Origin of the sequence: Streptomyces composti (genome assembly GCF_012034205.1) — a bacterium.
In the GTDB taxonomy this organism is placed as follows: domain Bacteria; phylum Actinomycetota; class Actinomycetes; order Streptomycetales; family Streptomycetaceae; genus Streptomyces; species Streptomyces composti.
Map to the genome: position 1 here is coordinate 66,674 of NZ_JAATEM010000022.1, position 13,100 is coordinate 79,773.

Consider the following 13,100-nt stretch of genomic DNA (forward strand, 5'->3'; position numbering starts at 1 on the left):
CCGCCCGGCCCTCGTCTCGCGTCCCGTCGCAGCGCCGCCCGCGAAGGCCGACGCCCGCAGGGGCCATCGCCCGCGAGGACGCGCAGCACACCGCAGAACGCATCGGGAACCGCCATGGCCATCTCCTCCCGCCGGCCTGTCACATACCGGGTCTGCGCATCCGCGGTGGCCGCGGTGCTCGCGCTGCCGGCGGGCGTCACGACGGCCCTGGCGGCTCCGGCGGCGGAAGGGAGCGCCGCCGGCGGCGCATCCGCGCGGACGGCGCCGCCACCGTCCGCGGACGAGCCGCCGGCGGAGGCCGACAGCACCGAACCGCCGCCCGCCACACCCTCCGGCACAGCGGATCCGCCGGACACCGACCCCGGCCCCACCAGCCCCTCCGACGGTTCTTCGGACGAGGGCGAGGTCGGTCCGGGGGACGACGGGGGGACCACCGGGGGCGACGGCGACGAGGAGAAGAAGGACGGAGAAAGGGACGGCGGAGGGGACGGGGACAGCGGGGACGACGGAGGGTCCGACGGGGACGATCAGGACGGAAAGAAGAAGGACGGCACGCGGACGGCGGCCGCCGCCGTGGCGGAGCAGAAGCGGGAAGTCGACGAGGTGACCGAGGAACTGAGGAACCTCGCCGCCGAGGCGCCCGGGGAACTCACGGCCAGTGTCGAGCAGTTGACGTCTCTTCTGGAGAAGACCTCGAGCGCCCGCACCTCGCCGCAGGAGCGGGAGGGGATCGTCGGGACCGCCCGGGAACTCGCCGGCGTCCTGAAGACGATCAATGCCTCCGGCATCCCCGGTGACGTCCGCAAGGACCTCGTCGCCGCCGTCAGGCGGCTGGTCTCCGCCCTGGACGTGGCCGGCGACCCCGAGGTGCCGCCCGAGCAGCGGGCCATGGCGGTGGTGGTCCTGCGCCGGTCGGCGGCCGTTCTCGAGCTGATCGCCGATCCCGGCACGCCGGAGGATGTGCGGCAGCGTCTGGCGCGCACCATACGGCAGTTGACCGGCGCTCTGACGATGGACGGCGAGCCGAAGGCGCTTCTGACGGGTGCCCCGAGGCAAGGGCTCCGGCCCGCCGGCCGGATAGGGGTCGGCCTGAGCACCATCGCCCAGTCCGAGACCTCCGACGGGACGCGCAAGGACCTGGCCGACGCCACGGACGAGGGCAGCAGGGCCCTGGAGGAGGCCAACGACCCCACCAGGTCCGGGGAGGAGCGGGCCGAGGCGCGCAAGGAGCTGAACGAGCAGCTGCGCCGGCTGAAGAAGCTGCTCGGGGAGGAGGCCGTGGCCCGGGGTCTGCCCGACACGGGCCTCGGCGAGGCCGCCGAACGGTGCACCGACGCCGTGTTCGCATCGGTCTCCGACCGGAAGCTCGCGGGTGAGCTCGGGCAGATCGGCCCCGCGGGCTGGGCCGAGAAGGGCGTCAAGGACTACTGGAAGTCCGAACGGGCCGAGCCCGCCGCCCTCGAGGTGTACGCCCAGTTGCGCAACGACGAGCACGACGAGGCCCGGTTCGAGATCGCACGGCTCATCAGCCGGCTCGCCGAAGAGGTGGTACCGGCGAGCGATCTCATCGCGACGATCGGCACCCCGGGACTGCAGTGCCTGCAGTCGTCCCGGCTCCTCGACGGGCAGGGGGTCGGGACGGGCACCTGGTTCGCCCTGGCCCAGGAGGTGGCGGCGCAGGGACGGCAGCCGGCGTCACTCACCGGCTCCGCCCAGCAGCTCGACGACGGGTACCGACATGTCGACATGCGTGGTGGCCACGCCGTACCGGGTGTCCTCCCTCCTCTCCTCCGACCGGGCGACCGGCCCCCGGAAGTGGAATGACGAGACGGAGTACCGGGGTGACTGGTCCGGCGCCCAGACCGCCGTCACGTACCTCGGGGTGCGGGTCACATTGATGAGGTTGTTGTTGTGCCGCACCCGGCCGTGGAAGACCAGCTGCTCCCCGCACTCCTCCACCGCGCAGTAGTGCGGGCTGCTCCGGTCCCAGGACCGGTGCACCTGGCGCAGCTCCCGCGCGTCGATCCTGCCCCGGTCCTTCCTCATGAAGGTGACCTGGAGCAAGACGTTGATCTCGTCGAACTCGGCGTTCCTGGGGATCTGGACGACGCGCTGCAGCTCGAACCGCTGCCCCACGTCCAGCGAGTCGCCGGGACGGTAGAAGAGCCCGCTGCTGATCGGGGTGTACTGCAGCTGGTCCACATAGCGCTCGGCCTCGCCGGCCCCCGCCGCGTCCAGGCTCTTGCGCCACTCCCTGACCCGGTCGCTCCCGCTGCCGTACTCGGCGGTCCGCCCGTAGACCGAGTAGTCGTCGATGAGGACGTAGGCCGGGATGCCCCCGTCGTTCTTCATGGAGAGCTTCAGCGGCACGTGCACATAGGGGTGCCTGGGGTCGGGCCGTGGCGTGCCGAACTCGGCCTTCAGGGCGATGTGCACGGGCGCCGACACCGGCTGGTACATGGTCGAGTACGCCAGGCTCACCGCGGACAGCAGCGCCGTGACCACCACACCGGCGGCGAAGGTTCTGGGCCGGGGCAGCGCCTGCCAGGCGCGCTCCCTGACCAGGAGCCACAGCGCCCACATGGCCCAGCACCACAGCGGCGCGAAGATCAGCAGATACGGCGTGAACTCCGTCTCCTCGAACCACATGAACAGCAGCAGGCCGGTGGTGGCCAGCGTGATCAGCGTCCCCAGCAGCACCAGCGCCCCGGAGGCTCTGCTGCGCCGCCGCCCGCAGTGGTCCACCGCCGCCACGGTCGCCGCGCCCAGGACCACGGCGGAGAGCACGAACACGGCTCCGGTGACCCGCTGGGCGAAGGTGAGCGCGCCGAGGGCGTCCGGCCAGCCGATCAGCATGTGCAGGATCGTGGAGGCGAGCATCCCGGCGGTCATCAGGACGGTGGTGGCGCGCCGGCGCCACGGGCGGTCGGGCCAGGTGCTGCTGCCGCCGCCGCTCCAGAACACCTGGCCGGGGTCGTCGAGGTCCAGGTTCTCCGGGTATCCCAGGCGGGTGAGCAGGCGCCGCAGCTCGGTCAGGGACCAGACGCTGCCCACGGTCTCGCTGCCCACGACGATGCGGCGCAGGCCCCGGCTGTCCGGAGGCCCGACCCTCACCCAGGGACGGATGCTCATGATCCCAGGCTCGGTCCGGCATGGGTCCGCTGCATGCGCGACTCCCCCGTCCGGCCCACGGCCGGCCCCGCGGACAGCACGAAGGGCCCGTCTCACCGGAGTGAGACGGGCCCTTCGTCCGAGTTCTGGCGACTCGCTCGCCCGTCGGGACGACAGGATTTGAACCTGCGACCCCTTGACCCCCAGTCAAGTGCGCTACCAAGCTGCGCCACGTCCCGTCGCGCGGCCGGGACGCCCCGGCGAACGCGCAGGTCAACCCTACAACATCCGCGGGAGTGGAACACGACGTTGTGTCGGGCCCCGGCGTCCGATTCCGCGCACTCTGTCGCCCCTGTGTGCGCGCCGGCACCGGTTACCGTCGCCACATGACCCAGTCCAGCTTCATCGTCCACATCCCCGACGCCGAGCTCTCCCCCGAGCCGCTCGCTCCGGAGCAGATCGTCTCCGGCTCGCCGGAGGTGACCGGCAAGGTCGTCTGGGAGTCGCCGGACGGCAAGCGGATCCGGGGCATCTGGCAGATCACCCCCGGGGTCGTCACCGACACCGAGGCGGACGAGCTGTTCGTGGTGATCAGCGGCTCGGCGACCATCGAGGTGGAGAACGGTCCGACGCTGCACGTGGGCCCCGGCGACATGGCCGTGCTGCGCGAGGGCGACCGGACCACCTGGACCGTGCACGAGACCCTGCGCAAGGCGTACGACATCCACTTCGGCTGAGACCGTCCGGGGCCGGCCGCACCGGCCCTTGCCGCGGGGGAGCTACCCCGTACCGCCGGGGGCCGCCGTGGTTCCGCGGATCTGCAGCGCCGGTCCGACCAGGTGGAGTCCGCCCGGCCCGCCGGGTGACTCCAGGCGGTCCAGGAGGCAGCGGGCGGCGCGGCGGCCCACCTCGTGGCTCGCGTTGTCCACGGTGGTCAGCCACAGGTGGCGCAGCCGGGAGAGGCCGGTGTTGTCGTAGCCGGCCACGGAGACGTCCCCGGGGACGTCGAGGCCCAGCTCGCCGGCCGCGGACAGGGCGCCGACGCAGGCGATGTCGTTCACGGCGAGGATCGCGGTGGGCCGGTCGGCGCGGCTCAGCAGCCGGACGGCGGCGCGGTAGCCGCCCTCCTCGGTCATGTCGCCCGGCGTCACCAGCGCCCCGTCGGCCAGACCGTGCCGGCGCATCGTCTCCTCGAAGCTGCGCCGGCGCAGCTCGCCCACGGCCCCGTATCCGGCGATGTGCGCGACGCGCCGGTGCCCGAGCCCGATCAGGTGCTCGGTGACCAGGCGGACGCCGTGCTCGTCGTCGCCGGCGACCACGTCCACGCCGGGCGGCACCTCCTCCCGGGCGCCCGCCAGCACCACCGGGATGCGGGCGGCGACCGGCTCCAGCGCCGCCGGGTCGGGCAGCGTGCCGACCACGACCAGCCCGTCCACCCTCAGATCCAGCAGGGGGTCGGCCGGGTCCTGCCCGGTGCGGCGGTTGAGGCGGGCGTCGGAGAGCAGCATGCGCAGGCCGCCGGCGTGCAGCAGGGAGTTGAGGCCGTCGAGCAGATCGACGAACCAGGGGTTGCGCAGATCGTTGAGGAGGACGCCGACGGTGCGGGTGCGCCGCTCGCTGAGGCTGCGGGCTGCGGCGTTGGGCCGGTAGCCGAGCTCGCGGGCGGCGCGCAGCACGGCCTCGCGCCGTTCCGGGCGCACCTGGTCGGAGCCGCGCAGCACCAGCGAGACCAGCGACTTGGACACCCCGGCCCGTTCGGCCACGTCGCGGATCGTCGGCGGTCTCATGGATGGACCGTTCCATGCCACGGACCGCCCTGTCAAAGCCTCCGCAGGGCCTTGACAGAGCGGCCGAGCGGCCTCCACTGTGGCGTGGACAGCTTCTGGAACGGTCCAAACAGCGGCCCGAGGAAGCCCGGCAAGCCAGGGAAGGCGCTCAATGGTGGATACGCTCGGTGTCGCCGTCGTGGGATTCGGCTGGATGGGGCGGGTGCACACCCAGGCGTACGCGCGGGTGCGGCACCACTACCCGCAGCTCGCCGTGCGCCCGGAACTGGTGACCGTGGCGGAGGAGGTGCCCGGCCGGGCGGAGGAGGCCGCGGCGCAGTTCGGGTTCGCCTCCACGACCCGGGACTGGCGCGAGGTGGCCGCGGATCCGCGGGTGCGGGCGGTCAGCATCACCGCGCCGAACTTCCTGCACCGGGAGATCGGCGTGGCCATGGCCGAGGCGGGCAAGCACATCTGGATCGAGAAGCCGGTGGGCCTGACCAGCGAGGACGCCCGCGCGGTGGCCGACGCGGCGGCGAAGGCGGGTGTGCAGGGCGCGGTCGGCTTCAACTACCGCAACGCTCCGGCGGTGGAAGCGGCCCGGGAGCTGATCGCCTCCGGTGAGATCGGCGCCGTCACCCATGTCCGCTTCCGGCTGTTCAGCGACTACGCCGCCCATCCCGAGGGCGCGCTGACCTGGCGGTACGAGCGGGAGCGGGGCGGCAGCGGGGTGCTGGGCGACCTGGCCTCGCACGGCGCGGACCTGGCCCGGTTCCTGCTCGGGGACATCGAGTCCCTGGCCGCGGACACCGCGGTGTTCGTGCCCGAGCGGGCCCGTCCGGTGGGCGCCACGGCGGGCCACTCCCGCGCCGCGGGCGGCGAGCTGGGCCCGGTGGAGAACGAGGACTATGTGAACTGCCTGCTGCGGTTCGCCTCGGGCGCCCGGGGAGTGCTGGAGGCGTGCCGGGTGTCGGTGGGCGAGCAGAACAACTACGGCTTCGAGGTGCACGGCACCAAGGGGGCGGTGTTCTGGGACTTCCGCCGGATGAACGAGCTGGGCGTGAGCCGCGGGACCTCCTACCAGGACCAGCCGGTGAGCACCGTGTACGTGGGGCCGGGCGACGGCGAGTTCGGCGCGTTCCAGCCGGGGGCGGCCAACGCCATGGGCTACGACGACCTGAAGGTCATCGAGGCCCACCGTTTCCTGCGCTCCGTGGCCGAGGGCACGCCCCACGGCGCCACGCTCGCCGACGCGGTGCACAGCGCGGCCGCGCTGGACGCGATGATCCGGTCGGCACAGCAGGGCGGCTGGGTCGCGGTCGCGGGGGCGTGACGGTCAGCGGGCCTCCTCGGCCCGCTTGCCCAGCCAGACCTTGACGGGGATCAGGACCAGCCACCACCACATGGCCGAGGACCCGATGACCAGCGCCAGCGGGATGGTCACGACGAACACGGCCACCGTCAGGCCCATGTCGAGCGCGGAGATGGTCACATCGCCCCGCTGCTCCTCCTCGTTGCGCAGCCAGGGCCGCCTGCTGATCAGGAGCAGCAGCGCGAGGTGGACGGCGCCGAGGGCGGCGACCACCGCCGAGTAGACGACGACCGAGATGCTCTCGCGGGCGTACTCCGAGACCAGGACGGTCGGGAAGGGCACCAGCGCGGCGAGACCCAGCCCGAGCAGGGTCAGCGTGATCACCTGCGAGTCGACCTGCCGCACGGAGTTGAACAGCATGCGGTGGTCGCGCCAGAAGCCGGCCAGCACCACCAGGCTGATCGCGTAGGCGCCCAGGTTGGGCAGCAGCTCGCGCAGGGCCTCGTGGAACTGCTCGTCGCTCAGGCCCGGCTCCATGGTGAGGTCAAGGACCAGCAGCGTGATGGCGATGGCGAAGACGCCGTCGGCGAGCGCCACCAGTCGCTCGGGACCGCCGTCAGCGGTGCGTTTCCTCATGCGCACGACGTTAAGCAGCGTTTCCCCGCCGAGGCTGGTGTGACACGGCGTCAGACGGCGGGTGTCCGGGGCGGGGCGGCGGGCGGCATGTTGTAGGGCGTCACCACCTGGATCGGGGAGGGCAGGACGGGCCCGGCGGGCGGCAGGGCGCCGTGGGCGCGCATCACCAGGTGGCAGGCCTCGCGCAGGTCGTGCCTGAGGTCGTGGTGGAGGACGGCGGACAGGCGGTGCTCGCGCAGCAGCCGGGTGTTGTCGTGGTCGAGGTCGTGCGCGATGTAGACCTCGCACACGCGCCCGGCGTCCTCGAAGGCGCGCAGGGTCGCGACATTGCCGCCGCCGATGGAGTACACGGCGCGGATGTGCGGGTCCCGGTCCAGGGCGGCGCGTACGAGGTCGTACTGTTCGGCGTCCAGGCCCTGCCCCTCGGCGATCTCGACCAGGGTGTGCTCGGGGTGGCGGGCGCGCATCACGCTGCGGAAGCCCATCTCGCGCTCCTCCTCGTTGCGGAAGAAGCCGCTGCTGAGGCTGGTGAGCACATGGGCGGGACGGCCGCCGAGCCACTGGCCCATGAGGTAGGCGGCGGTGGCGCCGGCCGCGCGGTTGTCGCTGCCCACGTGGCCGACGCGGGCGCTGGCGGGCAGATCGGTCACCAGGGTGACCACCGGGATGCCCGCGGCGGCCAGGCGCGCCACGGCCTCGGACATCTCGGGGACGTCCGGGGCCTTGAGGATGACGCCCTGGGAGCCGCGCCGGGCGATCCGGTCGCAGACCGCGGTCAGCTCCGCCACCGGGCCGGTCTCCCGGAAGTGGAAGCGGGAGCGGACCACGGCCGGGTGCAGCGAGGGGAGTTCGGCCTCCAGCGCGGCCCGTACGGCGGTGGAGAAGCGCTCCGGGGCCTGCATCACGATGTCCACCATGAAGGTGCGGCCGACCAGGCGGACCTGGGTGCGCTGCCGGTCGAGGTCGGCGATCGCCCGGTGCACCTCCCGCGCGGTGCTCTCCCGCACCCCGCCCCGGTGGTTGAGCACCCGGTCGACGGTGGCCTCGCTCAGCCCGGCCTGACGTGCGATCTCCCGGATCGGGAAGGGGTGTCCCATGCGCCGGCTCCCTGAGGGGTTTTTGATGGCTCGCTGCTGGTTGTTCGAGGGGTTTGTACTGACAAGAATGACAGAACCGAGCCACTCCGTGACCCGAGGGGGACGACGATGTCCTTCACCCCTGACCTGGACGCCTTCCGCGCACTCGTCGAGCAGCCGACCGAGCTCACCGCCCATCCCCACGCCACCGAGGTGCGCGACGGGGTGCTCCTCTACGACGCCGGACGGCTGCTCGGCGCCGGCCGGGAGGAGATCAGGGCGGAGCTGGCGGCGGCCCTGGCCGACGGCCCCGGCATCGTGGTCGTCCGCGGCGCCTTCCCCGACACGGCCGTGGTGGACCGGGCCACCGCCGTGTTCGACGCCCTGATCGCCGCCCAGCGCGCCGCGGGCACCGTGGCCGGGGACCACTTCGCCGCGCCGGGCGCCAACGACCGGGTGTGGAACGCCCTGGAGAAGGCGGCCCTGCACGACCCGGAGACCTTCGCCGACTACTACGCCAACGAGGTGGTCGCCCTGGTCTCCGCGGCCTGGCTGGGGCCCGCCTACCAGATCACCTCGCAGATCAACGTGGTCAACCCGGGCGGCGCCGCCCAGACCGTGCACCGCGACTACCACCTCGGCTTCCTCTCCGACGAGGCGGCAGCGGCCTATCCGCCGCATGTGCACCGCCTCTCCCCCGTGCTCACCCTCCAGGGCGCCGTGGCGCACTGCGACATGCCGGTGGAGTCCGGCCCGACGATGTATCTGCCGCACTCGCAGAAGTACGGGCCGGGCTATCTGGCCTGGCGCCGCCCCGAGTTCCAGGAGTACTTCGCCGCACACCATGTGCAGCTTCCGCTCGCCAAGGGCGACGCGGTGTTCTTCAACCCGGCGCTGTTCCACGCGGCCGGCGCCAACCGCTCGGCGGGCGTCCGGCGCATGGCCAACCTGCTGCAGGTGTCCTCCGCGTTCGGGCGGGCGATGGAGACGGTGGACCGCGCGGCGGTGGTGAACGCGGTGTACCCGGTGCTGCTCGAGCGCAAGGCGGAAGGGGCCGGCGAGGAGTGGCTGGAGCGGGTGATCGCCGCGAGCGCGGAGGGCTACCCCTTCCCCACCGACCTGGACCGGGACCCGCCGGTCGACGGTCTCGCCCCGCCCTCGCAGGCGGACCTGGTGCGGCGGGCGCTGCGCGAGGAATGGACTGCGCAGGCGCTCCGGGAGGAGCTGCGGGCGGCCGGTGCACGGCGCGAGAGCCGAGGTGTGTGATGGGACTTCTCGACGACAAGGTCGTCCTGGTCAACGGCGGCAGCCAGGGCGTGGGCGCCGCGGTCGCGCGGGCCGCCGTCCGCGAGGGCGCGGCGGTGGCGTTCACCGGGCGGCGCCCCGGGCCGGGAGAGGCGCTGGCGAAGGAGCTGACCGCCGCGGGCGGCAGGGCGATGTTCGTGCGCGCCGACCTGGCCGACACCGCGCAGGCCACGTCGTCGGTGGCGGAGGTGGTGCGGGCCCACGGCCGGGTCGACTGCCTGGTGAACGCGGCCGGGCTCACCTCGCGCGGCACGCTGCTGGACACCACGCCGGAGCTGTTCGACCAGCACATCGCGGTCAATCTGCGGGCGCCGTTCTTCGCCATGCAGGCTGCCGTCGCCGACATGGTGCGCCGGGAGGCGCCCGGCACGATCGTCAACATCATCACCTCGTCCGCGCACGGCGGGCAGCCGTTCCTCGCCCCGTACGTCGCCGCCAAGGCCGGGCTGATGGGTCTGACCCGCAATGCGGCGCACGCCCACCGGTGGGACCGCATCCGGATCAACGGCCTGAACATCGGCTGGACCGCCACCGAGGGCGAGGACGCGACGCAGCGGACCTTCCACGGGGCCGGGGACGACTGGCGCGAGCGTGCCGCCGCCCGGCTGCCGATGGGCAGGCTCGGGCAGCCGGACGAGATCGCGGACTTCGTGGTGTTCCTGCTCTCGGACCGTTCCGGGGTGGTCACCGGGTCCGTGATCGACTGGGACCAGAACGTGCTCGGCGGTCTCGACTGAGCCCCTCCCCCGCAGCTCCGCGCCCCCCGTTCCAGGGGGCGCGGTTCACACCCCTCTCAAGGAGCAACACCTCATGCGTATCGGAATTCTCGGTCTCGGGCGGATCGGCGCCTTCCACGCCGAGACCCTGCACGGGCTCGGTGCCGTCGAGTCGCTGGTCGTCTCCGACCCGTTCGCGGACGCCGCCAAGGCCGCGGCGGAACGGTTCGGTGCCGAGGTCGCCGACTCCCCCGAGGCCGTGCTCGCGGCCGGGGTGGACGGCGTGGTGGTCGCCGCCGCCACGGACGCCCACCCGGGTCTGATCCGCGCCTGTGTCGCGGCGGGGGTGCCCGTGTTCTGCGAGAAGCCGGTGGCCCGCACCATGGCCGAGGGCGTCGAGGTCCTCAGGGCGGTCGAGGGGCACGACGTGCCGGTGCAGATCGGCTTCAACCGCCGCTTCGACGCCGGCTTCGTCGCCGCGCGCGAGGCGGTGCGGGGCGGGGAGCTGGGGACGCTGCACACGGTGCGCTCCACCACCCTGGACCCGGCGCCGCCGCCCGCCGCGTACATCGCCGCCTCCGGGGGCATCTTCCGCGACTGCGCGGTGCACGACTTCGACATCATCCGCTGGGTGACGGGCCGTGAGGTGACCGAGGTGTACGCGGCCGGCGGCAACCGGGGCGCCGACTACATCGCGGCCGCGGGCGACGCCGACACCACCGGTGCGGTGCTCACCCTGGACGACGGCACCCTCGCGGTGGTGTCCAACTCCCGCCACAACGGCCGGGGGTACGACGTGCGCATGGAGATCCACGGCTTCGAGGACTCCGTCGCGGTCGGTCTGGAGGACAAGCTGCCGCTGCGGTCGGTGGAGCCGGGGGTGACCTTCCCCTCGGGCACCCCGCACGACTTCTTCATGGACCGTTTCACCGAGGCCTACCGCGCCGAACTCGCCGCCTTCACCGAGGTCGTGGCGGGCCGCAGGACCTCGCCGTGCACGGTGGCGGACGCGCTGGAGGCGGGCTGGATCGCCGAGGCGTGCACGCTGTCACTGGCCGAGCACCGGCCGGTGCGCGTCGAGGAGGTCCGCCAGGACTGACGGCCGGCGCAACGGCTCGGGCCCGCTCCCTCGGCCGAGGGGGCGGGCCCGAGTCGTGTACTGCTCAGCGGTAGAGCGGGGGCCGGTCGACGAGGGCGACATCCACCCTGCCGCCCTGCTCCAGCGCCCGCACGCCCGCCTCGCAGACCGCCGCGGCGGCGTAGCCGTCCCAGGTGCCGGGACCTGTGACCTCGCCGCGGCGGGTGCTGTCCACCCAGGCCTGGACCTCGTCGTCGTAGGCCTGGGCGAAGCGTTCGGTGAAGTCCTGTGCGATGATGCCGCCCCAGCGGCCGGCCATGTTGGTGATCAGGGCGTGGCCGTCGCCGATGCGGGCGGTGCCGCGTTCGCAGACCACCTCGGCCTGGACCTGGTAGCCGAAACCGCAGTTGACGAAGATCTCCACGTCGGACAGGGCGCCGCCGGAGGTCTCCAGGATCACGAACTGAGGGTCGCTCAGGCCCTCGGGGGCGCCGCTCGACGGGGTGGGGCGCAGTACGGTGACCGCGGTGATCTCCTGGCCCAGCAGCCAGCGGGTGGCGTCGACCTCGTGGGCGACGGAGTCGCTGATCAGCATGGCGCTGGTGAAGAAGGGCGGGCTGGCCACATTGCGGTGCCGGTTGTGCAGCATCAGCGGCCTGCCAAGCTGGCCGGAGGTGAGCAGCGCCTTGAGTTTCACGTACTCGGCGTCGTAGCGGCGCATGAAGCCGACCTGGACCCGGCGGTGGCCGAGGGCCTGTTCGGCCTCCATCACACGCAGGGCGCCGGCCGCGTCGGGGGTGAGCGGCTTCTCGCACAGCACCGGCAGGTCGCGCTCGAACGCGGCGAGCAGCGCGGCCTCGTGGGCCGGCCCCGGGGAGGCGATGAGCACGGCGTCGACGCCGGCCGCCGCCATCGCGGCGGCCGGGTCGGTGTGGGCGGTGCAGCCGTCGACGGTGGCGGCCACGGCCTTGGCGCGTTCGGCGTCGGTGTCGGCCACGGCCACCACCCGGGCACCGCTGATGACGCGGTCGATGCGGCGTACGTGGTCGGCGCCCATGCGTCCGGTGCCGATGACGGCGACTCCGAGCGGCTCGCGACGGTTCATGGCGTGGGCCTTTCTGGTCGTCGAGCTGTGGTGGGTCCGGGTGGCCCGGCCGGGCTGCGGCCGCGGTCCCGCGGCCGGCCGGGGCCGGCGGTCAGGCGCCGCAGGAGCGGAGGAACCTGCGGGTGCGCACCGCGATCGGCAGCGGCTTGTCCGGGTCGCAGGGGTACATGTCCTGCTCGACGATGGCGAAGAGGTCCACGCCCAGGTTCTGGGCGGCGGTGAGGACGGGGCCCAGCTCGGGCACGCCGCCGGGCGGTTCGCACATCACGCCGCGCTGGACGGCGGGGCCGAACGGGATCTCGTTCTTCACCACGTCGGCCAGGATCTCGGGGTCGACCTGCTTGAGGTGCAGATAGCCGATGCGTTCGCCGTAGGTCTCGATCAGCTTGACGCTGTCGCCGCCGCAGTAGGCGTAGTGGCCGGTGTCCAGGCAGAGGCTGACCAGGTCGGAGTCGGTGGAGTCGAGGAAGCGCTCGACGTGCTCCTCGGTGTCGATGTGGGTGTCGGCGTGCGGGTGGACCACGATGTCCAGGCCGTACCGCTCCCGCACCTCGTGGCCGAGGCGCTCCATGCCGCGGGTGAGGTGGCCCCACTGCTCGGTGGTGAGCTCCGGCGGTTCGAGGATCTCGGCGGTCTTGTCGTCCCGCCAGAAGGAGGGGATGACCACCAGGTGCTTGGCGCCCATGGCCTGGGTGAGGGAGGCGACCCGGCTGACCTGCTCCCAGGTGGAGTCCCACTCGGAGGGGCCGCGGTGCAGCCCGCAGAAGATGGTGCCCGCGGACACCTTCAGGTTCCGCCTGCTCACCTCGTCCTTGAGGCGGGCCGGGTCGGTGGGCAGGTAGCCGTAGGGGCCGAGTTCGATCCACTCGTAGCCGGCCTCGGCGACCTCGTCGAGGAAGCGCTGCCAGGGCACCTGCAGCGGGTCGTCGGGGAACCAGACGCCCCAGGAGTCGGGTGCGGAGCCGACCCGGATGCGGTCGAGCGCGACTGCCATG

11 protein-coding genes and 1 tRNA gene are annotated in these 13,100 nt (G+C 73.0%); 6 read left to right on the forward strand and 6 right to left on the reverse strand.

Annotation, left to right across the window (positions count from 1 at the left end; translation table 11 throughout):
• Nucleotides 1-114: 114 nt before the first annotated feature.
• The gene (locus HCJ93_RS18950) at nt 115-1,824 is read left to right on the forward strand and encodes a hypothetical protein (protein ID WP_167996908.1); all 1,710 of its coding nucleotides are present in this window, start codon (nt 115-117) and stop codon (nt 1,822-1,824) included.
• A 1,452-nt stretch (nt 1,825-3,276) separates the two neighbouring features.
• Here the strand turns inward: HCJ93_RS18950 and HCJ93_RS18955 are convergent.
• Nucleotides 3,277-3,350, reverse strand: a tRNA-Pro gene (locus HCJ93_RS18955).
• Between the two features lie 147 nt (nt 3,351-3,497).
• Here HCJ93_RS18955 and HCJ93_RS18960 point away from each other — a divergent pair.
• Complete coding sequence (locus HCJ93_RS18960) at nt 3,498-3,848, forward strand: cupin domain-containing protein (protein ID WP_167996909.1); 351 nt, start codon at nt 3,498-3,500, stop codon at nt 3,846-3,848.
• 42 nt (nt 3,849-3,890) lie between these two features.
• Here the strand turns inward: HCJ93_RS18960 and HCJ93_RS18965 are convergent, their stop codons facing one another.
• Entirely contained in the window at nt 3,891-4,898 is a 1,008-nt protein-coding gene (locus tag HCJ93_RS18965; RefSeq protein WP_167996910.1) for a LacI family DNA-binding transcriptional regulator, read from the reverse strand.
• A gap of 151 nt (nt 4,899-5,049) precedes the next feature.
• Between HCJ93_RS18965 and HCJ93_RS18970 the strand changes: the two genes are divergently transcribed.
• Nucleotides 5,050-6,210, forward strand: a complete 1,161-nt coding sequence (locus tag HCJ93_RS18970; RefSeq protein WP_167996911.1) for a Gfo/Idh/MocA family protein — start codon at nt 5,050-5,052, stop codon at nt 6,208-6,210.
• Nucleotides 6,211-6,213: 3 nt separating this feature from the next.
• On the opposite strand, the gene HCJ93_RS18975 is transcribed toward HCJ93_RS18970, so the two are convergent.
• Together HCJ93_RS18975 and HCJ93_RS18980 are read right to left on the reverse strand one after the other, a co-directional pair.
• A complete protein-coding gene (locus HCJ93_RS18975) occupies nt 6,214-6,825 on the reverse strand; it encodes a TMEM175 family protein (RefSeq protein ID WP_206317631.1) in 612 nt (203 codons plus the stop codon).
• Between the two features lie 50 nt (nt 6,826-6,875).
• A complete protein-coding gene (locus HCJ93_RS18980) occupies nt 6,876-7,922 on the reverse strand; it encodes a LacI family DNA-binding transcriptional regulator (protein WP_167996912.1) in 1,047 nt (348 codons plus the stop codon).
• 108 nt (nt 7,923-8,030) lie between these two features.
• Between HCJ93_RS18980 and HCJ93_RS18985 the strand changes: the two genes are divergently transcribed.
• The 3 genes from HCJ93_RS18985 (at nt 8,031) to HCJ93_RS18995 (ending at nt 11,021) form a co-directional block, all read left to right on the forward strand.
• On the forward strand, nt 8,031-9,167 hold the full coding sequence (locus tag HCJ93_RS18985) for a phytanoyl-CoA dioxygenase family protein (RefSeq protein WP_167996913.1): 1,137 nt from the start codon (nt 8,031-8,033) through the stop codon (nt 9,165-9,167).
• On the forward strand, nt 9,167-9,943 hold the full coding sequence (locus tag HCJ93_RS18990; RefSeq protein WP_167996914.1) for an SDR family oxidoreductase: 777 nt from the start codon (nt 9,167-9,169) through the stop codon (nt 9,941-9,943). Before HCJ93_RS18985 ends, HCJ93_RS18990 begins: the two co-directional genes overlap by 1 nt.
• A 73-nt stretch (nt 9,944-10,016) precedes the next feature.
• A complete protein-coding gene (locus HCJ93_RS18995; protein ID WP_167996915.1) occupies nt 10,017-11,021 on the forward strand; it encodes a Gfo/Idh/MocA family protein in 1,005 nt (334 codons plus the stop codon).
• 64 nt (nt 11,022-11,085) lie between these two features.
• Here the strand turns inward: HCJ93_RS18995 and HCJ93_RS19000 are convergent, their stop codons facing one another.
• Both HCJ93_RS19000 and HCJ93_RS19005 read right to left on the reverse strand, forming a co-directional pair.
• Entirely contained in the window at nt 11,086-12,105 is a 1,020-nt protein-coding gene (locus HCJ93_RS19000; protein WP_167996916.1) for a Gfo/Idh/MocA family protein, read from the reverse strand.
• Nucleotides 12,106-12,196: 91 nt separating this feature from the next.
• Nucleotides 12,197-13,099 carry a sugar phosphate isomerase/epimerase family protein gene (locus HCJ93_RS19005; RefSeq protein WP_167996917.1) on the reverse strand — a complete coding sequence of 301 codons (903 nt, stop codon included), beginning with the start codon at nt 13,097-13,099 and terminating at the stop codon, nt 12,197-12,199.
• Nucleotide 13,100: the final 1 nt, after the last annotated feature.

Coding starts and splice junctions, on each gene's coding strand:
- HCJ93_RS18970 (WP_167996911.1), top strand. CDS start 5,050: ATGGTGGATACGCTCGGTGTCGCCGTCGTGGGATTCGGCTGGATGGGG.
- HCJ93_RS19005 (WP_167996917.1), bottom strand. CDS start 13,099: ATGGCAGTCGCGCTCGACCGCATCCGGGTCGGCTCCGCACCCGACTCC.
- HCJ93_RS18975 (WP_206317631.1), bottom strand. CDS start 6,825: ATGAGGAAACGCACCGCTGACGGCGGTCCCGAGCGACTGGTGGCGCTC.
- HCJ93_RS18995 (WP_167996915.1), top strand. CDS start 10,017: ATGCGTATCGGAATTCTCGGTCTCGGGCGGATCGGCGCCTTCCACGCC.
- HCJ93_RS18985 (WP_167996913.1), top strand. CDS start 8,031: ATGTCCTTCACCCCTGACCTGGACGCCTTCCGCGCACTCGTCGAGCAG.
- HCJ93_RS18990 (WP_167996914.1), top strand. CDS start 9,167: ATGGGACTTCTCGACGACAAGGTCGTCCTGGTCAACGGCGGCAGCCAG.
- HCJ93_RS18980 (WP_167996912.1), bottom strand. CDS start 7,922: ATGGGACACCCCTTCCCGATCCGGGAGATCGCACGTCAGGCCGGGCTG.
- HCJ93_RS19000 (WP_167996916.1), bottom strand. CDS start 12,105: ATGAACCGTCGCGAGCCGCTCGGAGTCGCCGTCATCGGCACCGGACGC.
- HCJ93_RS18965 (WP_167996910.1), bottom strand. CDS start 4,898: ATGAGACCGCCGACGATCCGCGACGTGGCCGAACGGGCCGGGGTGTCC.
- HCJ93_RS18950 (WP_167996908.1), top strand. CDS start 115: ATGGCCATCTCCTCCCGCCGGCCTGTCACATACCGGGTCTGCGCATCC.
- HCJ93_RS18960 (WP_167996909.1), top strand. CDS start 3,498: ATGACCCAGTCCAGCTTCATCGTCCACATCCCCGACGCCGAGCTCTCC.